This window comes from Mesorhizobium sp. B2-4-6 (assembly GCF_006442775.1).
Taxonomy (GTDB): domain Bacteria; phylum Pseudomonadota; class Alphaproteobacteria; order Rhizobiales; family Rhizobiaceae; genus Mesorhizobium.
In genome coordinates, this window is record NZ_VFVI01000001.1 from 999,699 (window position 1) to 1,022,142 (window position 22,444).

General features: G+C 64.8%; 23 protein-coding genes. 18 read left to right on the plus strand and 5 right to left on the minus strand.

Going from position 1 to position 22,444, the window contains the following annotated elements:
* Positions 1-101: 101 nt before the first annotated feature.
* Positions 102-2,309, plus strand: a complete 2,208-nt coding sequence (gene ligA / locus FJ957_RS04735) for an NAD-dependent DNA ligase LigA (protein ID WP_140829015.1) — start codon at positions 102-104, stop codon at positions 2,307-2,309.
* On the plus strand, positions 2,309-3,001 hold the full coding sequence (locus FJ957_RS04740; protein WP_140829017.1) for a TIGR02453 family protein: 693 nt from the start codon (positions 2,309-2,311) through the stop codon (positions 2,999-3,001). Before ligA ends, FJ957_RS04740 begins: the two co-directional genes overlap by 1 nt.
* 27 nt (positions 3,002-3,028) lie before the next feature.
* Here the strand turns inward: FJ957_RS04740 and FJ957_RS04745 are convergent, their stop codons facing one another.
* Entirely contained in the window at positions 3,029-3,787 is a 759-nt protein-coding gene (locus tag FJ957_RS04745) for an SDR family oxidoreductase (RefSeq protein WP_140829018.1), read from the minus strand.
* 182 nt (positions 3,788-3,969) lie between these two features.
* Here FJ957_RS04745 and FJ957_RS04750 point away from each other — a divergent pair, with 182 nt between their 5' ends.
* The 11 genes from FJ957_RS04750 to FJ957_RS04800 all read left to right on the plus strand — a co-directional run bounded on the left by FJ957_RS04750 (position 3,970) and on the right by FJ957_RS04800 (position 14,309).
* Entirely contained in the window at positions 3,970-5,379 is a 1,410-nt protein-coding gene (locus tag FJ957_RS04750) for an aldehyde dehydrogenase family protein (RefSeq protein WP_140829020.1), read from the plus strand.
* Positions 5,380-5,398: 19 nt separating this feature from the next.
* Positions 5,399-6,196, plus strand: coding sequence for an N-formylglutamate amidohydrolase (locus tag FJ957_RS04755; RefSeq protein ID WP_181180495.1), 798 nt, complete (start codon positions 5,399-5,401; stop codon positions 6,194-6,196).
* Positions 6,197-6,267: 71 nt separating this feature from the next.
* On the plus strand, positions 6,268-6,852 hold the full coding sequence (locus FJ957_RS04760) for an XRE family transcriptional regulator (protein WP_140829024.1): 585 nt from the start codon (positions 6,268-6,270) through the stop codon (positions 6,850-6,852).
* A gap of 138 nt (positions 6,853-6,990) precedes the next feature.
* On the plus strand, positions 6,991-7,716 hold the full coding sequence (locus FJ957_RS04765; protein ID WP_140829026.1) for an ABC transporter ATP-binding protein: 726 nt from the start codon (positions 6,991-6,993) through the stop codon (positions 7,714-7,716).
* 41 nt (positions 7,717-7,757) lie between these two features.
* Positions 7,758-8,912: an ABC transporter substrate-binding protein gene (locus FJ957_RS04770; protein ID WP_140829028.1), complete on the plus strand. Its 1,155-nt coding sequence runs from the start codon at positions 7,758-7,760 to the stop codon at positions 8,910-8,912.
* 15 nt (positions 8,913-8,927) lie between these two features.
* Positions 8,928-9,632 (plus strand): ABC transporter ATP-binding protein, encoded by a 705-nt coding sequence (locus FJ957_RS04775; protein ID WP_140829030.1) that lies wholly within the window; start codon positions 8,928-8,930, stop codon positions 9,630-9,632.
* A gap of 8 nt (positions 9,633-9,640) precedes the next feature.
* A complete protein-coding gene (locus tag FJ957_RS04780; protein WP_140829032.1) occupies positions 9,641-10,540 on the plus strand; it encodes a branched-chain amino acid ABC transporter permease in 900 nt (299 codons plus the stop codon).
* Position 10,541: 1 nt separating this feature from the next.
* Positions 10,542-11,639, plus strand: a complete 1,098-nt coding sequence (locus tag FJ957_RS04785; protein WP_246685767.1) for a branched-chain amino acid ABC transporter permease — start codon at positions 10,542-10,544, stop codon at positions 11,637-11,639.
* Positions 11,640-11,668: 29 nt separating this feature from the next.
* Entirely contained in the window at positions 11,669-13,063 is a 1,395-nt protein-coding gene (locus FJ957_RS04790; protein WP_140829033.1) for a glutamine synthetase family protein, read from the plus strand.
* A gap of 224 nt (positions 13,064-13,287) precedes the next feature.
* Positions 13,288-14,016, plus strand: coding sequence for an AzlC family ABC transporter permease (locus FJ957_RS04795; RefSeq protein ID WP_140829035.1), 729 nt, complete (start codon positions 13,288-13,290; stop codon positions 14,014-14,016).
* Positions 14,013-14,309 carry an AzlD family protein gene (locus tag FJ957_RS04800; RefSeq protein WP_140829037.1) on the plus strand — a complete coding sequence of 99 codons (297 nt, stop codon included), beginning with the start codon at positions 14,013-14,015 and terminating at the stop codon, positions 14,307-14,309. The genes FJ957_RS04795 and FJ957_RS04800 overlap by 4 nt, the downstream gene beginning before the upstream one ends.
* A 122-nt stretch (positions 14,310-14,431) precedes the next feature.
* On the opposite strand, the gene FJ957_RS04805 is transcribed toward FJ957_RS04800, so the two are convergent.
* From FJ957_RS04805 to FJ957_RS04815, 3 genes are all read right to left on the minus strand, one after another.
* A complete protein-coding gene (locus tag FJ957_RS04805; protein WP_140829039.1) occupies positions 14,432-16,276 on the minus strand; it encodes an aminopeptidase P family protein in 1,845 nt (614 codons plus the stop codon).
* 101 nt (positions 16,277-16,377) lie between these two features.
* Positions 16,378-17,250: a 50S ribosomal protein L11 methyltransferase gene (locus FJ957_RS04810; protein ID WP_140829555.1), complete on the minus strand. Its 873-nt coding sequence runs from the start codon at positions 17,248-17,250 to the stop codon at positions 16,378-16,380.
* Positions 17,250-17,834 (minus strand): SCO family protein, encoded by a 585-nt coding sequence (locus FJ957_RS04815; protein ID WP_140829041.1) that lies wholly within the window; start codon positions 17,832-17,834, stop codon positions 17,250-17,252. Before FJ957_RS04815 ends, FJ957_RS04810 begins: the two co-directional genes overlap by 1 nt.
* Before the next feature lie 201 nt (positions 17,835-18,035).
* Between FJ957_RS04815 and FJ957_RS04820 the strand changes: the two genes are divergently transcribed.
* From FJ957_RS04820 to FJ957_RS04835, 4 genes are all read left to right on the plus strand, one after another.
* Entirely contained in the window at positions 18,036-18,542 is a 507-nt protein-coding gene (locus FJ957_RS04820) for a cytochrome b/b6 domain-containing protein (protein ID WP_181180496.1), read from the plus strand.
* A 142-nt stretch (positions 18,543-18,684) separates the two neighbouring features.
* Entirely contained in the window at positions 18,685-19,113 is a 429-nt protein-coding gene (locus FJ957_RS04825; RefSeq protein WP_224600994.1) for a CreA family protein, read from the plus strand.
* A gap of 68 nt (positions 19,114-19,181) precedes the next feature.
* A complete protein-coding gene (locus FJ957_RS04830; protein ID WP_140829047.1) occupies positions 19,182-19,823 on the plus strand; it encodes a DapH/DapD/GlmU-related protein in 642 nt (213 codons plus the stop codon).
* A gap of 206 nt (positions 19,824-20,029) precedes the next feature.
* On the plus strand, positions 20,030-20,311 hold the full coding sequence (locus FJ957_RS04835) for a hypothetical protein (RefSeq protein WP_140829050.1): 282 nt from the start codon (positions 20,030-20,032) through the stop codon (positions 20,309-20,311).
* A 144-nt stretch (positions 20,312-20,455) separates the two neighbouring features.
* Here the strand turns inward: FJ957_RS04835 and FJ957_RS04840 are convergent, their stop codons facing one another.
* Positions 20,456-21,664, minus strand: a complete 1,209-nt coding sequence (locus FJ957_RS04840; RefSeq protein WP_140829053.1) for a hypothetical protein — start codon at positions 21,662-21,664, stop codon at positions 20,456-20,458.
* Positions 21,665-21,943: 279 nt separating this feature from the next.
* Here FJ957_RS04840 and FJ957_RS04845 point away from each other — a divergent pair, with 279 nt between their 5' ends.
* On the plus strand, positions 21,944-22,438 hold the full coding sequence (locus tag FJ957_RS04845) for a low affinity iron permease family protein (protein WP_181180497.1): 495 nt from the start codon (positions 21,944-21,946) through the stop codon (positions 22,436-22,438).
* Positions 22,439-22,444 lie beyond the last annotated feature (6 nt).

Genomic DNA, 22,444 nt, shown 5'->3' on the forward strand with positions numbered 1-22,444 from the left:
TGGCTGCATCCCGCTGTTCAGCAACGATTTCTTCGCAACCCGACTCCCTCGCAGCGAATCCTGATTTATAGTGGCCAGCCAAAATTCGAGGACCGCGTTTCATGTCGGAAAAATCAGTCGAATCGCTGACCGAAGGCGAGGCCGCGGAGGAGCTGAAGCGGCTGGCGGCAGAGATCGCCGAGCATGACCGGCGCTATCATGCCGAGGATGCGCCGACGATCACCGATGCCGAATATGACGCGCTGCGGCGGCGCAACCTCGCTCTTGAAGAGCATTTTCCTGGCTTGATACGTGAGGATTCGCCGTCGCTACGGGTTGGCGCCGCGCCGGCGGAAGGATTTGCCAAGGTACGCCACGCCGTGCCGATGCTCAGCCTCGCCAAGGCCTATACCGATCAGGACGTTGCCGATTTCATCGAGCGCGGCCGGCGTTTCTTCGATCGCGACAAGGACCTCGACATCGCCTTCACCGCAGAGCCGAAGATCGACGGGCTGTCGGCTTCGCTGCGTTACGAGAACGGCGTGTTCGTGCAGGGCGCGACGCGCGGCGACGGCACGGTCGGCGAGGATATAACCGCCAATCTGAGAACCATTGCCGACATCCCGGAGATGCTGAAGGGATCGGGCTGGCCCGAGACGATCGAAATCCGCGGCGAGGTTTACATGACCTATGCCGAATTCGAGGCGCTGAAGCAGCGCTCGGCGGCGGTCGGCGGCCAGGATTACGTCAATCCGCGCAACACAGCGGCCGGATCGCTCCGCCAGAAGGACCCGTCGGTCACCGCCAGCCGCAATCTGAAATTCTTCGCCTATGCCTGGGGCTATACGACGGCGGATCCGGCTCCCACCCAGTACGATTCGGTGCAGAAATTCGCCGAGTGGGGGTTCAAGGTCAGCCCGCTGATGGTGCGGGCGAAGTCGATCGGCGACCTCATCGCGCACTACCATCGCATCGAGGAGCAGCGCTCCTCGTTGGGCTACGACATCGACGGCGTCGTCTACAAGGTCGACCAGCTGGAGCTGCAACGCCGCTGGGGTTTCGTCACCGGCGAGCCGCGCTGGGCGGTGGCCCACAAATTCCCGGCCGAGCAGGCGATGACGACGGTCGAGAGGATCGACATCCAGGTCGGCCGCACCGGCACGCTGGCGCCCGTGGCGCGGCTGGCGCCGGTCACGGTCGGCGGCGTGGTGGTAGAGAACGTCACGCTGCACAACGAAGACTACATCAAGGGTTTCGACAGCAACGGCCAGCCGATCCGCGACGGTATCGACGTGCGCATCGGCGACACGGTGGTGATCCAGCGGGCAGGGGACGTCATCCCGCAGATCGTCAGCGTCGTCGTCGACAGGCGGCCGGCCGGCGCGGTCCCTTATGAATTCCCGCATACCTGCCCGGTTTGCGGCTCGCCGGCGACGCGCGAGATCAACGAGAAGACGGGCAAGGAGGATTCGCGGCGGCGCTGCACGGGCGAGCTGATCTGCGCCGCGCAGGCCGTGGAGAGGCTGCGCCACTTCGTGTCGCGCGGCGCGCTCGACATCGAGGGCCTCGGCGCGGAAAACATCGACCTCTTCTTCAATTCGGGGCTGGTGAAGACGGCCGCAGACATCTTCACGCTGAAGGATCGCCGCCCGGCCGTCACCAAGGCGCTGGCCGAGCGGCGCGAGGAGCAGGCGAGGCTGCGCGAGGAAGCCTCGGGCAAGGCGCGCAAGAATGTGCGCAGCGTCGAGGAGCGCAACTATGAAGGTCTCGACAAGCTATTTTCAGCCATCGACGCGCGCCGCGAACCGGAGCTCGACCGTTTCATCTTCGCGCTCGGCATCCGCCATATCGGCGAGACGACGGCCGCCGTGCTTGCCCGCCAGTTCTCGACCATCGAGGAATTGATCCGCGTCGGCAAGGAGACGGCAAAGGCGGAAGATCCGCACACCGTGTTCCCGTCGATCAACGGCATCGGCGACACGGTGATCAACGCGTTGCGCGACTTCTTCGGCAATGAGCGCAATGACGATGTGCTGGATGCGTTGCTCGCGCAGGTTCATCCGAAACCCTACGTCATGGAAATCTCGGCCGGCAGCGAAGTCTCCGGCAAGACGGTGGTGTTCACCGGCTCGCTGGAAAAGATGACGCGATCCGAAGCCAAGGCGATGGCGGAGCGGCTCGGCGCCAAGGTTGCGGGCTCGGTTTCCGCCAAGACCGACCTGGTGGTGGCGGGTCCGGGTGCCGGCTCGAAGCTGAAAACTGCGAGCGACCTCGGCATCGAGGTGATCGACGAGGATACCTGGCTGCAGCGCATCGGCAGGGGCGGCTGATGACTGGCGCGTTCAAGGGTTTTGGGCAGAAGGCCATTCCGTTCTTCAAGGCGCTCGACTTCCACCAGAGCCGCGAATGGTTCCAGGAAAACCGCGACCTGTTCGACAGCGAGCTGCACGGGCCGTTCTGCGATCTTGTCGAGACGCTCAGCGAGCGTTTCGAGGCGGCCAAGCTCGGTCTGCGCGGCGACCGCAAGAAATCGCTGTTCCGCATCAATCGCGACGTGCGCTTCGCAAAGGACAAGCGGCCCTACAACCGACACCTGTCGGCGATCCTCTCGCCCGACGGCAGCAAGATGTCGCAAGGGGTCTTTTATGTGCATATCGGGCTTGAGCGCTGCTTTGCCGGTGTGGCCTGGTGGCAGCCGGCGCCCGAGCTGCTGCAGGCGATGCGCAAGGCGATCGTGACCAAGCCGGCCGCGTTCCGCAGCATGGTCTCGTCGCTCGAGAAGGCCGGCCTGGCACTCGATCCGGAAGACCGCCTGAAGCGCGCGCCGCGCGGTTTCGAGGATGTCGGCGACGAGGATCTCGCCCAGGCGGTGCGCAACCGGCATTTCGTCGTCCGGCACGACATCGATCCGGCGACGATCCATTCGCCGGCGCTGGTCGACGATCTCGTCGATTTCACGCTTGGCGCCAGGCCGCTGCTCGACTGGGGCAGGGCGATCCAGGGCACGGCCGTGGCGGCCTGATGCCGTCGTCCGGCTGCCGCCGAAGCCTTACATCCGCATCAGCAGGCCGCCGTCGACGGCGAGTTCGATGCCGGTGATGTAGCTCGCGGCGTCCGAGAGCAGGAACAGCGCGGCGTTTGCCATGTCCTGCGGCGTGCCGATGCGGCCGAGCGGCGCGTAGCTCGCCACGGCGGCGCGCTTCTCCTCGGTGTCCCAGCGCGCCTGCAGCGGCGTCAGCGCCATGCCGGGGCAGATCGCGTTCGAGCGGATGCGCTCGCCGGCAAGCTGCATGGCAAGCGACTTGGACAGCGCGCACACGCCGGCCTTCGACGCCTGATAGGCGTCCTGCGGGTTCGGGTCGCCGCGATACCACTGGATGGTCGAGAAATGCACCATGGCGCCGCCGCGTCCGCCGGCCCGCATATGGGGAACGACCGCGCGCGCGGTGTGCACGAAGGATTTCAGGTTGATGTTGAAGACGTCGTCCCAGACGCCGAGGTCCATATCCAGCGCTGACTTGTCGCGGCCGAACCACAGCACGCCGGCGACATTGGCCAGATAGTCGATGCCGCCGCGCTCGCGGCCGGCGGTGCCGATGACCTGTTCGACGAAGGCGGCGTCGGTGAGGTCGCCCCGGGCGAAGGTCAGCCGATCGTCATATCCGGCAAGCGAGGCCGGACGCGCCTTGACGTCGATGGCGGTGACGGAGGCACCTGCATCGAGCAGGGCAAGCGCAATGGCTTCGCCCATGCCGCCGCCGGCGCCGGCCACGACCGCATGCCTGCCGGTGAAATCAAAGACGACCATCCGTCACCCCTCTCATATCGGCGCACCAAGGCGCGATCTCTATCGGCGCCTTAGCGCAATGGCGGGACAATAGGGGCGGACAAAAAATCCATCAAGCCGTATTCGAAAAAATTTGCCAAAATGGAAAATAGCGATATCGTGCCGTGATTGAGGACTTTCCTTTTTGGGTGGATTCCAAGACCATGAACCTGCATTCCGGCGCGCGGACCTTTTCGGTGACCTCTCCTGTCGACGGCTCGATCTACGCCACGCGCGCCTATGCGGACGGCGCGGCGACCGAGGCGGCCGTCGCCCGGGCTCGCGCGGCGCTGCCCACCTGGCGACGCACGCCGCTGGCCGAGCGCCTGGCGATCCTTCTGCGCTTCGGCGAGGAGATGAAAGCGCGCGCCGTCCCGCTCGCCGAGGCGGTGGCGTGGCAGATCGGCAGGCCGCTCTGGCAGGCCGACGAGACGCCGCGCCTGGCGCTGATCGGCGAACTGCTTGCCGGCGCCGCGCCGGAGACGCTGGCCGACATGCCCTATCCGTCGGATGAGAACATCCGCCGCTACGCCAAGCCGATTGCTGGTGGCCTGCATCTTTCGATCTGCGCCTGGAACTACCCGACAGCCATGCTCGGCTATCTGGTCACCTCGCCGCTTGCGGCGGGCAATGTGGTGATCTTCAAGCATTCGCCGCAGACGCCGCTGATCGCGGAGCTTGCAGAGGAGGCTTTTCGCGCCGCCGGCGGGCCGGAAGGTGTGTTCCAGAGCCTGCATCTCGACCATCCTGACGCCGAGCGGCTGATCGCGTCCGGCGTCTTCAACGCCGTCAATTTCATCGGCTCGGTCAACGGCGGCCGCCGCGTGCATGCGGCCGCCGCCGGCACCTTCACCCAGGTGCATCTCGAGCTCGGCGGCAAGGATCCGACCTATGTGCGCTCCGACGCCGACCTCGAAGCGGCGGTCCCGCTGATCGCGGAGGGAAGCTATTCCAATGCCGGCCAGTCCTGCTGCTCGGTCGAGCGCATCTATGTCGATTGCTCGATCCACGACCGTTTCGTCGAGGCGCTGGTCGCCGAGACGGCGAAATGGAGCATTGGCCATCCGATCGGCGAAAAGCCGATGGTCGGTCCGGTGGTGCGCGCGGTTGCGGCCGACACCATTCGCGGCCTCACCGACAGCGCGGTGCGGGCGGGGGCGAAGCGCCTGATGCCGCAGGATGGCGCGCTCAAGGCGGCAAGCCTCGGGACCGCCTATGTCGCGCCCGAGGTGCTGACCGGCGTCGATCATGGCATGCAAATCATGCGCGACGAGCTGTTCGGGCCGGTGGCCTGCGTCCAGGCGGTCAGCGGCGATGACGAAGCGATACGATTGATGAACGACAGCGACTACGGTCTCAGCGCCTCGATCTGGACGCGCGACGTCGAGCGCGGCGTGGCGTTGCTCGATGAGGTCGAGGCCGGCACGGTCTATCTCAACCGCTGCGACCATGCCGACCTTTACCTGCCCTGGGGCGGCATCAAGAATTCCGGTCTCGGGCGCACCAACGGACGTGCCGGCCTTATCGAGGCGACGGCGGCGAAGGCGTACCATGTCCGCTCCATCATCGCCTGATCGCCAACGGCATCCGGCCGTGCGGGACCTTGAAAAGCTTGGCGATGCGGCCGTAGCGGCGCTTGCCGCCGCCGGCGTGGAACGGTTGCTGCCGGAAGCGGCCAACCCTTATCTTTTGATCGCCGAGCATGCCGGCAACGCCGTGCCGGCGCTATGGCGCGATCTTGGCCTGGCAGGGCCCTATCTCGACACGCATTTCGCGGTCGACATCGGCGTCGATGCGCTGACGCGGAGGCTCTCGCAAACGCTGCGGGCACCGGCCGTGATCGCGCGCTATTCGCGGCTGTTCCTCGACTACAACCGGCCCGCGGATGAGTGGGATTTCATGCGGCCGGATCTCGGCGGCATCCCGGTGCCGGGCAATCTGGCGGTCGATGCCGCGGATGCGAGGCTGCGCAAGCTCGTCGCCTGGGCGCCGGTTGAGCGGGCGATCATCGATGCCGCCGCAGGCTGCCGGGCGCTGATCTCGGTGCACTCCTTCACGCCGGTGATGGGCGGGGTGAAGCGCAATGTCGATATCGGTGTGCTGTGGCGGGAACAGTCGCCCTTCGTCAATTCGGTGCTGAAAACGCTCGGGACCCAGGGCGCGGAAGCAGGCTTCGGGATCGGCGACAACGAACCTTACGACTGGCGCCAGGCCGTCGGCTACACACTAAACCGGCATGGACTGCAGCAGGGTCGGCCCTGCCTCTACCTCGAGGTGCGCAACGACCTGCTTGCCGATCCGGAGACTTTCGAACGCATCAGCCGCCTTCTCGAAAATGCCTTTTCCACCGTCGCGATGTCGCTATGGCCGCAATCAGCCGTAGCCGTCTAAAGGCTGGACGCTCAAATAGCGGAACGCTAGAGCTTGTCGAATTGGAAACACGACAGCCAAGGGCGTGGACGATGCAAGGCAATGTGGGCAGCAAGATCCGCGACGCGCGCAAGCACCAGAACATCACCTTGCGCGATCTGAGCGAGCGCTCCGGCCTCTCCGTTTCGCAGCTGTCGAAGCTGGAGAACGGCAAGGCCAGGCTGACCGTCGACATCGCGCTGATGATTGCCGGGGTGCTGCACGTGCCGGTGGCCTCGTTCCTGTTCAGCCCGAAGCCCGGACCGCAGGCGCGCCGTTCGATCACGCGCGCCGGCAGCGGCATCCTGCATGAAGGCAACGCGATGGAATTCGAGGTCTTGTGCAGCGATTTCCGCGACAAGACCAATATTTTCTGGCGCGTCACGCTGCACGCCAGAAGCTTCGAGGAAAACGGCGGCTGGCGCAGCCATTCGGGCGAGGAGTTTATCCATGTGCTGAGCGGCAGCCTGCAACTGCATACGCTTCACTACGACCCGACTGTGCTGCAGCCCGGCGACAGCATCCTGTTCGACGGCGAGATGCAGCACGCCTATGTCGCGCTCGGCGACGAGCCCGTCATCATGCTGATGTCGAACACCGTGCCGCGCGACGGGCTGCCGCCGCGAGCAGGCGGCTGAGCGGCGGGCCGAGGCCTTTCCGTTCAAGAACTTTTCTAAAATGGAAAAAATTGCTTGTTCTGGAAAAGTCAGAGGGCTAGCATCCTTTTGACGGCCGACAGGAGAACAGCCAGCGGCCGGCAATGGGAGAGATGACCGATGCTGTCGGTTGAGGCGGTCAGCAAGACATTCGGCGGCGTGCAGGCTCTGCGCAACGCCTCGCTGACCTGCGAGGCCGGCGAGATCCTCGGCCTCATCGGTCCGAACGGCGCCGGCAAATCGACGCTCGTCAACGCCATCTCGGGCGTGCTCAAGCCGGACAGCGGCAGTGTGCGCCTGGCGGGCGAGGAGATCACCGGGCGAGGCCCGGAGCATTGCGCGCGGGCAGGGGTCGGCCGCACCTTCCAGACCATCAGGCTGTTCAAGGATTTGACTGTACGCCAGAACGTCGAGGTCGCACATATCACCTGCCGCGCCGTGCGTCCCGACGCCGCCGCTCGGATCGGCGTCGACCAGCTGCTGCTGCAATACGAGCTGGCGGGCTTCGCCGACAGCCCGGCCGGCACGCTGCCCTATGGCAGCCAGCGCCGGCTCGAGATCGCCCGCGCGCTGGCGCTGGGGCCGTCGCTCTTGTTGCTCGACGAACCGGCGGCCGGCCTCAACGAGGCCGAGTCGGAGACGCTGGCGGTCGCGATCGAAGGCATCCGCCGCGACGTTGGCTGCGCGACCATCGTCATCGACCACGACCTGCGCTTCATCAACCGGCTCTGCGACCGGCTTTGCGTGATGGACCAGGGGCAGGTGATCGCTTCGGGCGAGACGGAAGAAGTGTGGCGCGATCCGCGCGTAATCGAGGTCTATGTCGGGCAGTCGGAGACGGCCTGACGGCTGCGAAGAAACAACCACATGAGAGGAGGAGGGGTAGAATGGAAAAGATTTTGCTGGGAGCGGCGGTGCTGACCGCCGGGCTGTTGCAGGCAGGGCACGCGGGTGCTGCCGATCTGAAGATCGGGCTTGCGGTCGCCATGACCGGCGCCTACGCGCCCTATAGCGAGGCCGAGGGCGCCCGCTGCATGGCCGACAGACTGAACAAGGCGGCGGGCGCGAACGATCCCAAGGTCGAGCTGATGATCGAGGACAACCGCTCCGACCCGCAGCTTTCGGTCTCGCTCGGCCAGAAATTTCTCGATGCCGGCGCGCAGATCATCACCGGCGTGCCGTTTCCCGATGCGCTGATCCCGATGGCGCAGACCGCTCAGCCTTACGGCGCCACAGTGTTCTCGGCGCCGAACACGCAGCTCGAGATGCAGCAGGCCGGCCTCGACAATTTCATCGCCGGCGCCGTGCCCGATCCGATCAACGCCTCGGCCACCGCCAACGCGCTTTACGGCAAGGGCGCGCGGACCGTCGCACTGATGGTGTCGCCCGATGCCGGTTCCTACTCGGAGAAACTGCCGGAGTGGTTCGGCGAGGTGTTCGAGCATCTCGGCGGCAAGGTTGTCGGCAAGTTCAACTATTCCTATGGCACCACCGACTGGTCGCCGCAGATCGCCAGCATCAAGGCGCTGCCACAGAAGCCGGACGCCATCCATATCTGCGCCGTGCTGCCGGATGTCGGCATCCTGATCCGGCAACTGCGCGCCAACGGCTATGAGGGCTGGGTGGCTGGCTGCGACGCCTTCGACGACAAGTCCCTGGAAGGCACCGTCGGCGATCCGAAGTCACTGGAAAAGGTCATGTTCGCGACCCATGGCGCGACCGGCGTCGATGGTCCGATCGACAAGTTCCTCGCGCAATGCAAGGCCGACGGCTACAAGATCAACGGCATCTTCGACGCGCTCGGCGCCGACATGGTGCAGATCAGCTATGAAGCGGCGAAGAAAGCCGGCACCGTCGACCCCGCGGCCCTGCGCGAGGCGATCCGCGCGCCGGGCGGCTATCCGGGCACGACGGCGCCGACGATCTCCTTTGCCGAGAAGAAGGGCTATCCGGTCAAGGCCGTTCCGGTAATGGGCTTTGCAGACGGCAAGCGGGTGCTGATCACCGACGCGCCGCCGACCTTCGTTCCGGCGCTGAACTAGGCAGGGCCGGGACACGTGCTGAAGGTCGAGAAGCTCGTCGTGCGCTACGGCGCCGTCACGGCGGTGCGCGAACTGTCGCTCGAGGTCGGGCAGGGCGAACTTGTCGCCCTGCTCGGGCCCAACGGCGCCGGCAAGAGCTCGACCATCAACGCGCTGACAGGCCTGGTCACGCCGGCTTCGGGCCGCATCGTCCTCGACGGCAAGGACATCTCGCATGTCCGCACCGAGGACCGCATCCGCGCCGGACTGACCTCGACGCCGGAAGGCCGGCACATCTTTGCCAACCTGAGCGTCGGCGAGAACCTGCGGCTGGGGGCCGCGACGAGGCGCGACCCCGCTGGTGTGCGCCAGGACATCGAGCGGTACCTGGCGCTGTTCCCGGTGCTTTCCGAACGCTACGGCCAGGCGGCCGGCACGCTTTCGGGCGGCGAGCAGCAGATGCTCGCCATCGCCAGGTCGCTCATGTCGCGGCCGAAGCTGCTTTTGCTCGACGAGCCGTCGCTGGGACTCGCGCCGAAGATCGTGGCGCGCATCTTCGATTTCATCGGCGAGCTAAAGGCGCAAGGGCTGACGCTGCTGGTGGTCGAACAGAACGCGAGGCAGGCGCTGCGCTTCGCCGACCGCGTCTATGTCGTGAGCTCGGGCACGCTGCGCTATGACGGACCGCCGGCCAGGCTCGCCGACGAGCACGGCCTGTTCAACCTCTATATCGGCGGGTAGGCGGCGACATGGACTACGTTCTGCAGCAGCTTCTCAATGCGCTCGCCTTTGGGGCGGAATATTCGCTGGTGGCGCTGGGGTTGGCCGTCGTCTTCTCGATCATGGGCCTGGTGAATTTCGCGCATGGCGAGATCATCGGCGTCTCGGCCTACAGCGTGTTCCTGGCCGCGGCACTCGGGCTGACCTCGCCCTTCGTGGCGGTGCTGCTTGCCGTCGGCATGGCGGCGCTGGCGGCGGTCGTGTTCGAGCGCGTCGCCTTCCGTCCGGTGCGCTACGCGCCGACCACGACCGGGCTGCTCACCGCGTTCGGCGTGTCGATCGTGGTGCAGAACCTTTTCATGCTCTTGATCTCGCCCAAGCCGCAGTCGGTCTCGATCCTCAACGGCCTGAATCAGATGTGGTTCTTCGGTCCCTTCGCCGTGTCGTCGCTGCAGGTGATGGAACTGATCGTCTCGGGCCTGACGATCCTTGCCCTGGTGCTCTTCCTCAACCGCTCGACGCTCGGCCTCGCCATCCGCGCCGCTTCGCGCGATTTCGCCACGGTGCGGCTGATGGGGATCAAGGCAAACCGGGTGATCGCCACAGCCTTCGCGATTTCAGGCGCGCTGGCAGGCATCGCCGCCGTCTTCATCCTGGCGCGGCGCGGCAGCGTCTCGCCCGACCTCGGCTTCGGCCTGGTGCTGAAGGCCTTCGTCGCCTGCGTCATCGGCGGCTTCGGCTCGCTGCCGGGCGCGGCGGTGGGCGGCATGCTGCTCGGCTTCATCGAAGTCGGTCTGCTCGTCGCCCTGCCGCAGGAATATGCGGGCTTCAGGGACGCGCTTACCTACGCCATCATCGTCGCGCTGCTTGTCTACCGCCCGGAGGGCCTGCTCGGCCAGCGCGTCGAACTCGGCGATAAGGAGATCTGACGTGGCTGGCTCCGAACTCTCGCAGGCCGTCGAACAAATGGCGGTGCCGGCCGCCGCCGCGCAGCCCGGCAACGCGGTCTTCCGCTCGCTGATCGGCGGGCTGGTGACGGCAATGCCGGTGCTGGCGATCGGCCTCCTGGTGCTGAATTTCGCGCCGACCTACTACACCTTCCTGGCGCTCGGCGCCTTCGTGAACCTGATCGTGGTGGTTGGGCTGCAGGTGTTCATGGGCAATTCCAACATCGCCAATCTCGGCCACAGCGCCTTTGTCGGGCTCGGCGCCTATGGCGTCGCCATCCTGTCGACGCCGCTTGCCATGAAGAAGCTGTCGATCCCCAACGCGCCGTTCGGCTTTGCGACGCTGGAGCTCGATCCGGTTTCGTCGGCGCTCATCGCGCTCTTGGTCGTCGGCATCGTGGCGCTGGTCAGCGGCAAGGTGATCAGCCGGCTGTCGGGAGTCGCGGCGACCATCGTCAGCCTGGCGCTGCTGATCATCGTCCACTCGGTGTTCCTCAACTGGACCGACCTGTTCAAAGGCAACCAGGCCTTCTTCGGCATTCCGAAAGTCGTCGGCCTGCCGTGGATGCTGGTCTTCGCGGTGGTGGCGATCGTGGCGGCGCGGCTGTTCAAGGACAGCCGCTGGGGCCTGCAGCTGCGAGCCAGCGCGCAAAGCCCGCAGGCAGCGGCCGCGCTCGGGATCGACGCGAAAAAGCTGCGGCTGATGTCATGGGTGCTGTCGGCGCTGATCTGCGGGCTCGCCGGCGTGCTCTACGCCTATTTCGCCGGCACGATCAGCCCGAAGCTGTTCTATTTCCAGATGATCTTCAATACGCTGGCGATGCTGATCCTCGGCGGCATGGCGACGGTGACCGGGGCGGTGACCGGCGTCATCGTGCTTTCGATCGGGCTGGAATTCATCCGCAGCATCGAGTCCGGCGTGACCGTCGCGGGCATCCAAATGCCGCAGTTGCTCGGGCTCTCGGGCGTGGCGCTCGGCGTGGTCATCGTGTTTTGCATGGCATTCCGGCCAAGCGGCATCAGCGGGCGGCACGAGCTCGACGAGCTGCTGTCGCTTCTTTTCCGGCGCAGCGCCAAATAGCGTCGTCATTTCCTGGTGGAGGGTTGAACGTGGAATTTGAGGACAGGGTGGCGGCGTATGCGCCGAAGCTCGAAGCGCTGCAGGCCGAGCTCGCGTCGCGCGGCGTCGAGTTCGTCGAGGTGCATACGGTCGACACGTCAGGCGTCGTGCGGTCCAAGATCGCGCCGCTGAAGCTTTCGACCTATGGCGAGTCGATCAACGCCATCCTCTATTGCGTCACCCATGGCGACGGCCAGCCGATGGGCGACGTCGCCTTCGCCTCGCCGAGCGCAAATGAGGAGAACGGCTTTCCAAACATAAAGGGGCTCATCGATCCGGACACGGTGGTGCAGCATGGCTGGAAACCGAAATTCGCTTCCGCCATCACGCGCTCCTACATGCTCGACGGCTCCGCCTGCCCCTATGATCCGCGCGGCGTTCTGGCCCGCGTCGAGGAGCGTGCGCGAGCGCTCGGCTACGAGCCGAAATTCGCGCTCGAATACGAGTTCGGCATTTTCCACGCCGACCACGACCTGATGCGCGCCGGCCGCTACCGCGAGCTGAAGCCGTGGGGCCATTCGCTGATCAACTACGACCTGGTGCGCAGCGGCGACTACCAGGATTTCGCCGCCGAGTTCATCACGCGCATGAAAAGCATCGGCATCGGCGTCGCTTCGCTGGTCACCGAATATGGCTACGGCATGTATGAATATGCGCTGACGCCGACGAGCGCGCTGGAAGCGGCGGACGCGGCGATGCGGGCCAAGCTGCATCTGCGCGAGCTTTGCGCCGAGCGCGGGCTGGTCGCGACTTTCATGACGCGCTTCCAGCCACCGGGCAAGGAAAGCGCCTGCGGCGCGCACCACCATGTCAGCCTGTGGCGGGACGGCAAGCCGGCCTTCGCGGCCGGCCCCAACCGCTTGACGCCGGTCGCCGAAAAATTCCTCGCCGGCGTGCTCAACCGCATGCAGGAGACGCATATCTTCTTCCGGCCGACCGTCAATTCCTATCGCCGCTTCGACCGCGGCGCGTGGTCGCCGGAAGACGTCGCCTGGGGTTTCGAAAACCGCACCGCGCCCATCCGCGCCATCACCACGCCGAACGACGCAGCCTGCCGGCTCGAGCACCGCGCGCCGGGCGCCGACGTCAATCCTTACCTGTCGATCGCCGCGATCCTGGCGGCGGGCTGCGAAGGCATCGAAAAGGACCTGCCGCTCGAGGCGCCGGTGACATCCAATCTGGCCAATCTCGACAAGCCGAGGCTGCCGCGCACGCTTAACGCTTCTATCGAAGCCTTCGCCGCATCCGACTTCTGCGCCGAAGCTTTCGGCGAGGCATTCCGCGACAATTACGCCGAGAGCCGCCGCGCCGAGCAGGCGGCGTTCGATGCCTGGCAAGCCTCGCACATCACCGACTTCGAATGGCAGCGCTATTTCGTCAGCTGAACGCTCAGGAATTTCCGGCGATTGGCAACCCGGCGATCAGTTCCGCTGATCGCCGGGTCAAGCGAATTGGTGTGACAAGCAAGGCGACGCTCCCTAAATGAGGCCGCTCTTAAAGCGCGTCTCGTCGAGCGGATTCAGGCGACGCGCTTCAAGTCTTTGGTTGATGCATGACGTTGTCCCAGAACCGCTGCGCACTTCTGGGCGACATGCTTAAGGAGCGGCTGATGGCGGCGGAAGCAATCTCCAGGGGCAGGACTGGCGGCGATTTCTGGGACGGCGTGCGATTGTCGATGCCGGTCGTCGTCGCCTCGGCGCCGTTCGCGATCCTGTTCGGCGCGATCGCCGTCGATAATGGTTTCTCCGTGCTCGAAGCTTTTCTGATGAGCGCCACGATCTATGGCGGCGCCAGCCAGATGGTCGGCATCGAGCTGTTCGGCCAGCACGTCGCGCCCTGGCTGATCGTGCTGTCGATCTTCGCGGTGAATTTCCGCCATGTGCTCTATTCGGCCGGCATCGGCAGGCGTATCGCGCATTGGCCCGTGCTGCAGCAGGCGCTCGGCTACTTCATCCTGACCGACCCGCAATATGCCATCGCCGAGGCAAGGGCCGAGTCCGGCCGTCCCGTCGGTTTCGTCTGGTATCTGGGTCTCGGCCTGCCGGTCTACGTGTTCTGGGTGATCGAAAGCGGCTTGGGTGCTGTGTTCGGCAAGATGATCCCGGATACGCAGGCGCTGGGCATCGATTTCCTGTTGCCGATCTATTTCCTCGGCCTTGTGCTCGGCTTCCGCAAGCGCCCGCTTTGGGCGCCCGTCGTCGCCGCCAGCGCCGTCGCCTCGATCATCGCCTACAGAACCGTCGGCTCGCCCTGGCATGTCTCGATCGGCGCGGTCGCCGGCGTCCTTCTGGCGGTGATCCTGCCGCCACACCATAGCGGCGTGGGCAAGCGGCCATGAGCACGACCTTCTGGATCATCCTCGCAGGCGCCGTCGCCACCTATCTCACGCGTGTCGGCGGCCATCTCGTCATCTCGCGCTTCGAGACCATCCATCCGCGCGTCGAGGCCGGGCTCAACGCCGTGCCGGCGGCGGTGCTGACGACGCTCGTCGCGCCGGAGCTGCTGCATGCCGGACCGGCCGAATGGGCGGCGCTGATCGTCACCGTGCTGGTATCGCTGCGCGGCGGGCTGATGGCGATGTTTTTGGCCGGCGCGGCGGTGTTGATCCTGGCAAGGCAGTTTATGGGTTAGCTTTCCATCCTGAATGGTTGGCGCTGCCGTCACTGCCTGCGCGTCCTCCCAGCAGCGACGCTGCAGCTACGGAGGGTGAACCGGGCATTTCTCCCGGTGAACGGGAGAGAAAGAGGCTGTTCTCAAATCTTCGCGTCGTGCGGCAGTGGGGCGGTGGCTTTTTCCAGCCAGGCCAGCGTTTCGCCGTCGACCATCGGGCCGATCTCGGCCAGAACCCGGGCGTGATAGCGGTCGAGCCATTGCAGCTCGTCGCGGTGCAGCAGATCGGTGCGGATGAGCCGCTTGTCGATCGGCGCCAGGGTCAGCGTCTCGAAGCCGTGCATGGCGGTGTCGCCGCCTTCGATCTGTTCGGCAGGGGTCACCAGGATCAGGTTCTCGATGCGGATGCCGTAGGCGCCTTCCTTGTAATAGCCCGGCTCGTTGGACAGCATCATGCCGGCGAGCAGTTTTTCCGAGCCGGTGCGGGCGATGCGCTGCGGCCCTTCATGCACTGCAAGGTAGGAGCCGACGCCGTGGCCGGTGCCATGGGCGAAGTCGCAGCCATGCTTCCACAGCGCCATGCGCGCGACGGCGTCGATTTCCGAGCCGCGGGTGCCGGCGGGGAAACGCAGTGTCGAGATGCCAATCATACCCTTCAGCACGAGGGTGAAGCGTTCGCGCATCTCCTCGGTCGGTTGGCCGATCGGCACGGTGCGGGTGATGTCGGTGGTGCCGTCCTGATACTGGCCGCCGGAATCGAGCAGGAACAGCTCGCCGCTTTCAAGCTTGCGGCTGGTGGCACGCGAGACGCGGTAGTGCATGATCGCGCCGTTCGGGCCGGCGCCGGAAATCGTGTCGAAGGAGACGTCGCGCAGCGGCATCTGCGTTTCCTCGCCGGTCTGGCGGCGCACTTCCTCGAGCTTGGTGACGACGGCGATCTCGTCCAGCGAGCCGGGCTTCTGGCGATCCAGCCAGCAGAGCAGCTTGGCGACCGCGGCGCCGTCGCGGCGATGCGCGGCGCGGCTGCCGGCGATCTCGGCCTGGTTCTTGGTGGCACGCGGTATGCGCGCCGGGTCGGCGGCCAACACGACGGTGCCGCCATTGTCCTCGACCAGCATCCTCAGCTTGTCCGCCGCCAGCACGGGATCGAGCGCGATTTTCGCGCCGCCCTTGGCGAGCTCGATGATCGCGGCTTCGAATTCGCCTGGATCGTGCAGGTCAGCCAACTGCGTGAGGTAGGCCGCGACCTGGCGCGGGAATTTACGCTGGTCCATGAAGATCTGATGCTTGCCGTCGGCGGCCAGGATGGCGAAGCCGAGTGCCAGCGGCGTATGCGGCACGTCGCCGCCACGGATGTTGAAGGCCCAGGCCATGGAAGAGGGATCCGTCAGCACCGCATGGGTGGCGCCGTCTTTCTCGATCGCGCCCGCCAGCCGAGCCAGCTTGTCCTTGGCGAGCTCGCCGGCAAGGTTTTGCGGATGGATCTCGACAGGCGCGCGCGGCGGCTCCGGCTGGTCCTTCCAGATGATGTCGATGGGATTCTTGTCGAGCGGCACCAGAATAGCGCCGGACTGCTCGGCCGATGCCTTGAGCGCCTTGATCTCGCCGATCGTGTGCAGCCAGGGGTCGAAGCCGAGCCTCGCGCCCTTGCCGAGATTGTCCTTGATCCAGGCGGCCGGCGGATTGTCGATGAGGCTTTCGATGGTGAAGATCGAAAGGTCGACCTCGTTGCGCACCTGCAGCGTGTAGCGGCCGTCGACGAAGATGAAGGCGCGGTCGCGCAGGATTATGGCGACACCGGCCGAACCGGAAAAGCCGGTCAGCCATTTCAGTCGCGCCGAGCGGTCGGCGACATATTCGCCCTGATGCTCGTCGGCGCGGGGGACCATGAAGCCGTCGAGGCCGTTCTCGGCCAGCCATTGCCGCTGCAGCGCCACGCGCGGCTTGCCGACGGCCGGATCGCCAGCGGAATCAAAGGTCTGGAACATTGTGGGCATCTCCCTCGAAATGGCTTATCGCGACCGTAGCGCATGGCCCTGGAAACCGGAATCGATTTCGGCAGGGCCAGATCGGACGGATCTTGCCGGTCTCAACGCTTGAGATGGATGGTCACCCAGCCTTCGCGGTGCAGCGTGCGGACGTGCCGAAAGCTCTGGCCGACATAGGCCGAGATCACCGCGTCGCGCTGCCGGTCGAGGATGCCGGAGAGCACCAGCGAACCGCCGAGCCTGATATGCTTGGCCATCTCCGGCGCCAGCCGCATCAGCGGTCGGGCCAGGATGTTGGCGACGATGAGGTCGAAAGGCGCGCGCCTGGCGAAGATCGGATTGTGGAAGCCGGGCGCCGTCACCGTCTCGACCAGCGCCTTGACATGGTTGAGGCGGGCATTGGCCGCGGCGACCCGGACGGCGACCGGATCGATGTCGGTCGCCAGCACCGGGACATGCGCGAGCTTGGCGAGCGCGATGGCGAGCACCGCGCTGCCAGTGCCGAGGTCGAGCGCGTTGCGCGGCCGCTCGCGCAGCACCACGTCCTCCAGCATTTCGAGGCAGCCGGCGGTCGTGCCGTGGTGGCCGGTGCCGAAGGCAAGGCCGGCTTCGATCTCGATGGCGAGGTCGCCGGCGTGGCGCTTGGCGCGGTCGTGCGAGCCGTGGACAAGGAAGCGGCCGGCGCGCACCGGCTTCAAGCCTTCCAGCGAGCGCGACACCCAGTCCACGTCGGGAAGGACCTCGCGCTCGACGGGCTTCGGCAGGCCGAGACCGGCGAGGAGATCCTTGACCCGCGCTTCGACGGGATCGACGTCGCCATCGGCATAGAGCGACACTTCGTGGATGTCTTTTTCCTCGTCGAGTTCCCGCACGGCGATCGGCAGGCCGTCATCCTCGAAGGCGGCGTCCAGCGCCGCGAAGATGCGGTCGGCCTCGACCTTGTTGGCTGTGAGATGGAGCCGGGTCTGGCCCATCATGTTTGCCCACCGGCAGCCAGCCGCTTCAGCTTGGCGATAGCGGTGTCGGCATTCTCGCCATAGGCGATGGTGCCGGCGAAATCGCCCTTGGCGTTGAGCAGCAGCACCGAAGCCGTGTGGTCCATCGTGTAGTCGCCGTCGCCGGTGTCGACCTTCTTCCAGTAGATGCCGAAGGCCTTGGCCATGGCATGCACCTTGTCCGGATCGCCGGTGATGCCGGTGATGCGGTCGGAGAAGTTGCTGACATAGGTGTTCATCGTCTCCGGCGTGTCGCGCTCCGGATCGACGGTGACGAAATAGGCGTTGAGGTTCTTGCCGCTGTCGCCCATCGTCTTCAGCCAGCCAGCCAGCTCGAACAGGGTCGTCGGGCAGACTTCCGGGCAATGGGTGAAGCCGAAGAAGACGACGCTCGGATGGCCCCTGAAGGCGGCCTCGGTGATTGGCGCGCCTTTCTGGTCGACCAGCGTGAAGGGCGCGCCGAAGGGCTCGCCGCCATAATGGCCCCGGTACCAGTCGAATGTCAGCCAGCCGATACCCGCCGCCATCAGGACGAGAATGCCGACCAGGATTGAACGCATCATCAGTGAATGTCCGTCGCCATTGCCTTGGCAGGAAGCCAAGTTTGGCGACAGTCTTAGCGGGTCCACGCCGGGCGCGCAAAGATGTCGCGTTGCCGCAAGCGGGCGGGTATGCCGGTCGCGGCGCGAAGCCTTGCCGATCCTTAATTTGAACGGCTTTGCCTTCCAACTGTCTTCCATAGGAGTTTGGTGATGGAGCAATCGATGGCCCGTGCGCCGATATCGTCCTATTCGAAGACCCAGATCTGGCTGCATTGGAGCATCGCGGCGCTCATCCTGGTCCAGTTCGTCGCCCATGACGGCATGGAGCATGTGTGGCGCGCGCTGCGCCGCGGGCAGGAAGCCGCCGCCGGCGATTGGCCGCTGGCCTATATGCATGTCGTGCTCGGCCTTGCTGTGCTGATGCTTGCGGCCTGGCGGCTGTGGTTGCGGGCAACGCGCGGCGTCCCGCCGGTGTCGGGCATCGAGCATCCGGCGCTGCGGTTGCTCGCCAAGATCACCCATCTGGCTATCTACGCGCTCATCTTCATCGTGCCGCTTTCCGGCGCCGCGGCATGGTTCCTGCAAGTGCCCGGCGCGGGCCTGGTGCATGTCGTCGGCAAGAATGTGCTGCTCTATCTGGTGCTGCTCCACATCGCCGGCGCGCTCGTCCAGCACTTTGTGCTGAAGTCGAATGTGCTCCGGCAGATGCTGGCCTTCCGGCAGGCTTAGCCTCGTTGTGAGTCATCGGGGCGGCTTGCAAACGCCACGATCCTGTCCCACCTGACACCGGCAAACGTGAACCGTGGAGGCTTCCTTGCGAAAACTGATCGGCTTGTTCGCCGCATGTCTTGCCCTGAGCGCCGGCGCGGCCATGGCTGACGAAGTGGGCAAAGTGGGCGTCGACTGGGTCGGCAACGACATCATGGTCGACGCCATCAAGGACCCGAAGGTCGACGGCGTCACCTGCCATGTCGCCTATTTCGACCGCAGCATCATCGACCGGCTGCATAAGGGCAACTGGTTCGAGGATCCTTCCGATTCCTCGATCTCCTGCCGCCAGACCGGGCCGATCACCATCGGCGACATCGACATGGGCGAGGGCGGCGAGGAGGTGTTCAAGCAGGGCCTCAGCCTGATCTGGAAGAAGCAGGTGGTGAACCGCATCTACGACAAGAAGAACGAGACGCTGATCTATCTGTCGCATTCGCGCCAGGTGCAGAACGGCTCGGCGAAGATGTCGGTGACGACCGTGCCGCTTTACGGCCAGAACGTGGTGTGGACGAAGGGCAAGCCGCAATAGGCTCCGACAGGCTTGCCGGGGAACAGGTCACGCTTGCGGGGCCGTCCCCGCGAGCGTAAAGCCCCACGATGGATCGTCCTGAAAACCTCGTCCTCAAGGACCCCGAGCCGCGCGTCCACCCGACCGCGGAGTTGAAGGCGTGCAAGCTCGGTCGCTATGCCTCGATCGGCGAGCGGGTGATCCTGCGCGAGGTGACGGTCGGCGACTTTTCCTATTTCGAACGCCATTCCGAGGCGATCTACACGACGATCGGCAAGTTCTGCTCGATCGCCGCCAACAGCCGTATCAACGCGCTCGAGCATCCGATCGAGCGGCTGACGCAGCACAAGGTCAGCTACCGGCCGAACGAGTATTTCCGCTGGCTGGGCGTCGACACCGAATTCCGTGCGCGCCGACAGGCAAAATCGGTCAGTGTCGGCCACGATGTCTGGATCGGCCATGGCGCGGTCGTCATGCCGGGCGTCGCGATCGGCAACGGCGCCGTCATCGGCGCCAATGCCGTTGTGACGCATGACGTCGCGCCCTATACGATCGTCGCCGGGGTTCCGGCAAAGCCGCTGCGCCGGCGGTTTTCCGCGACAGTCGCGGCGCGTGTCGAAGTCCTCGCCTGGTGGGACTGGGCGCCCGAGAAACTGGCGAGCGCAATTCCCGACATGCAACTCATGCCGATCGAAGCCTTTCTCGATCGCTGGGAAGACAATACCCTCTGATCCATCTCTCCCCGATCTATTTACCATTGTCCGTAACCAAGGTTTTTAACGTAAAAGATTAGCGTTAAAAATTGGAAAACGAGGTGTATATATCGGAGTTACCACTCTGCGGTTGCAAGCATTTCCGCAAAATGTACAAGTCAATTCGGAGGTAAATATCGGGGTGAAGTTGAAGGAAACACCGAAAGCAACAAAGGAGAGTAGTCATGAAGAAGTTCGTATTTGCACTCACCGCAGCTGTTGTTGTTTCCTTCTCGTCCGCCGGCGCCTATGCCGGTGGCTGGGGTGGTAGCTCGGGCAGCCTTATCAACGTGTCGCCGAACGTCAATCTCGGCGCGTTGAATGGCGCGCTCAACGATAACAACATCCTCAACGGCAACGTCGTTTCGGGCATTCTGAACGGCAACAAGACCAATGTCGTTTCCGGTATCCTCAGCGGGATCGGTGTCAATGTCGGCAGCAACAACTACTCGCTGAAGAAGCACTGAGCAGAAGCGCGGATCGCTAGCATCCGCACCAGACAGGAGGGGCTCGCACACCCTCCTGTCTGTCGTTTTCACGACAATCCGGCAGGACTATGTGGCCAGTAGAACTATGTGCGGTTTTGCGCTCTGGAATTTGCGTTGGACGAATCAAATATTGGTACGCACGCCGACGAAGGCGTCGACCGTGTTTTCATGCTCGTCGAGAATGGTCTTTACTTTCTGCGAGTAATCGACACGGAACACGATGTTCAGCGACTTGGTGGCGCCCCAGGTCGCTTCGGCATAGACGCCCTTGCTGCGCTCGACATTTTCGAGCAGCAGATTGTCCTTGAGCTGAGCAAAGATCCCGGTGCCGACGGCAAGATTTTCGCGCAGCTTCAAGCCAAGCTCGAGTTCGGCACGGCGCAGCCATGAGGCGAGCGGGTCGTCGGTGTCGGATGTTTCGTAGCGGGCGAAGCAGGTGCCGCGCAGCTCGAATCCCTTCGGCAGCGGTTGGACGAAATTTGCCTGCCAGGCCGGCAGGACGCGCTGGTAGATCCCGTCCGCGCCGCGCAGATACTGCACGCCGAGCGCCAGGCCGAAACTCGAGCCGTCCTTGCCCTTGAAAGCCGCCTCGGCCTGCGCGGTGTACTGGAAAAAGGAAAGCTGGAGCGGCGGGAAGCCGACACGTTCGACTGAAGCCAGCAACGCCGATGTCGAGCCGCCGAACGCGTATTCGCCGACGGTTCGCGTCAATCTTGCCGCCATCTGGGAAAGGATGCGGTCGGCGTGAAGCTTGGTGGGCGAAATGAGATCGTCCTGGAAATGGGTGTCGCCGACCTTCTCGATGGTTTCCGTGGCCTCGATGGTGAGCGAAGTCGCATTGCCGAGATCGATGCCGAGCTGCCCTTGAACGCTGAGGATCTGCTTCAGCTCACGCGTGCCTATAATGAACGGGCCGATCTCGAGATCGTCGCCGGTGCTCTGCACGCGATAATCGAGCGTTCCGCGCAACTCGAGCCCTGTCTCCAGGCGCCGGAAAGCTTGCGCCGACAGCGCGAGCGAGCGGTCGTCCTCGATCGAGACCCTGTTGTAGCGCGATGCCTCGAAATCGGCATGGACCCTGGCATTGGCGTCGGCATCGCCCCATTGCCGGTCGATCGAGCCACGCAGCAGCGTGTACCAGTCGGCGACGGCGCGATCGCTGTCCAGCGCGTTGGTGGTCCAGTGCTGTTCTATGCTGCCGGTGATCGTCGGATCGGTCGCGGGATCGGCTTCTGCCGGAGCGCAGACCAGCAGAAAGCCGAGGTACGCGGCGCTGCCAAACAGTCTGGAGGAGAGGTGACGCGTGACAGGACGGGGCGTTTCGATGGTCATGCACCGCGCTCTGATCGTGAGCGCCCCTTCCGCCATGCGGGGGTGGCGCAGCGGAAGGGGCTTGGAGGTAAACCGCCGTGAAGCGGAAGGAACAGGCTTTCTAGCCTGCACCGGCACTATTGCAAACAAACGGATAAGGTGTTTTTTCACGCGCCTGCGCTTTCTGCGTGTGGTCGATTGCAGCCGCGTGCGGACAGGAAAATCCGGCCCCTGGGAACCGGAGCGGCGGCAGCTTGTTTCTTCGCAAATGCCTGCGCAGCTACGGTTCGAGGGACTTGCATGATCGAGAAAGTTTTTACGCGGATAGCCAACCGGGTGGCGCATCTGGCGGGCCTGCCGTCTACCTTCGCCGTCTGCGTGCTGATCGTGGTTGCATGGGCGTTGAGCGGACCGTTCTTCGGCTTCTCGGACACCTGGCAACTCGTCATCAACACCGGCACCACCATCATCACCTTCCTGATGGTGTTCCTGATCCAGAACACGCAGAACCGCGACGGCGCGGCAATCCAGGCCAAGCTCGACGAGCTGATCAGGGTCGGCCGCGCCCATAATCATTTCATCGGCATCGAGCACTTGACGGAATCCGAGGTCGAGGAAATCCGCGCGAAATGCGAGGCGGCAGCAAAACGGCATGACCGCAAGATCGCCGAAACCGCCGCCGACAGAACCGTGGCCGGGAAGACCGTGTCCAGGGACAATCGCAAGGTCGCTCAGGCGGCCGCAAAGAAAGCCGTTGGGGGAAAGAGCGGCCCCAAGAAGAAAACTGCGGCATGACAGAAC

What these genes read in the sequence shown, in the direction of transcription:
- ligA (WP_140829015.1), top strand. Translation starts at nt 102, where the DNA reads ATGTCGGAAAAATCAGTCGAATCGCTGACCGAAGGCGAGGCCGCGGAG.
- FJ957_RS04740 (WP_140829017.1), top strand. Translation starts at nt 2,309, where the DNA reads ATGACTGGCGCGTTCAAGGGTTTTGGGCAGAAGGCCATTCCGTTCTTC.
- FJ957_RS04745 (WP_140829018.1), bottom strand. Translation starts at nt 3,787, where the DNA reads ATGGTCGTCTTTGATTTCACCGGCAGGCATGCGGTCGTGGCCGGCGCC.
- FJ957_RS04750 (WP_140829020.1), top strand. Translation starts at nt 3,970, where the DNA reads ATGAACCTGCATTCCGGCGCGCGGACCTTTTCGGTGACCTCTCCTGTC.
- FJ957_RS04760 (WP_140829024.1), top strand. Translation starts at nt 6,268, where the DNA reads ATGCAAGGCAATGTGGGCAGCAAGATCCGCGACGCGCGCAAGCACCAG.
- FJ957_RS04765 (WP_140829026.1), top strand. Translation starts at nt 6,991, where the DNA reads ATGCTGTCGGTTGAGGCGGTCAGCAAGACATTCGGCGGCGTGCAGGCT.
- FJ957_RS04770 (WP_140829028.1), top strand. Translation starts at nt 7,758, where the DNA reads ATGGAAAAGATTTTGCTGGGAGCGGCGGTGCTGACCGCCGGGCTGTTG.
- FJ957_RS04780 (WP_140829032.1), top strand. Translation starts at nt 9,641, where the DNA reads ATGGACTACGTTCTGCAGCAGCTTCTCAATGCGCTCGCCTTTGGGGCG.
- FJ957_RS04795 (WP_140829035.1), top strand. Translation starts at nt 13,288, where the DNA reads ATGGCGGCGGAAGCAATCTCCAGGGGCAGGACTGGCGGCGATTTCTGG.
- FJ957_RS04800 (WP_140829037.1), top strand. Translation starts at nt 14,013, where the DNA reads ATGAGCACGACCTTCTGGATCATCCTCGCAGGCGCCGTCGCCACCTAT.
- FJ957_RS04805 (WP_140829039.1), bottom strand. Translation starts at nt 16,276, where the DNA reads ATGTTCCAGACCTTTGATTCCGCTGGCGATCCGGCCGTCGGCAAGCCG.
- FJ957_RS04810 (WP_140829555.1), bottom strand. Translation starts at nt 17,250, where the DNA reads ATGGGCCAGACCCGGCTCCATCTCACAGCCAACAAGGTCGAGGCCGAC.
- FJ957_RS04815 (WP_140829041.1), bottom strand. Translation starts at nt 17,834, where the DNA reads ATGATGCGTTCAATCCTGGTCGGCATTCTCGTCCTGATGGCGGCGGGT.
- FJ957_RS04820 (WP_181180496.1), top strand. Translation starts at nt 18,036, where the DNA reads ATGGCCCGTGCGCCGATATCGTCCTATTCGAAGACCCAGATCTGGCTG.
- FJ957_RS04825 (WP_224600994.1), top strand. Translation starts at nt 18,685, where the DNA reads ATGGCTGACGAAGTGGGCAAAGTGGGCGTCGACTGGGTCGGCAACGAC.
- FJ957_RS04830 (WP_140829047.1), top strand. Translation starts at nt 19,182, where the DNA reads ATGGATCGTCCTGAAAACCTCGTCCTCAAGGACCCCGAGCCGCGCGTC.
- FJ957_RS04835 (WP_140829050.1), top strand. Translation starts at nt 20,030, where the DNA reads ATGAAGAAGTTCGTATTTGCACTCACCGCAGCTGTTGTTGTTTCCTTC.
- FJ957_RS04840 (WP_140829053.1), bottom strand. Translation starts at nt 21,664, where the DNA reads ATGACCATCGAAACGCCCCGTCCTGTCACGCGTCACCTCTCCTCCAGA.
- FJ957_RS04845 (WP_181180497.1), top strand. Translation starts at nt 21,944, where the DNA reads ATGATCGAGAAAGTTTTTACGCGGATAGCCAACCGGGTGGCGCATCTG.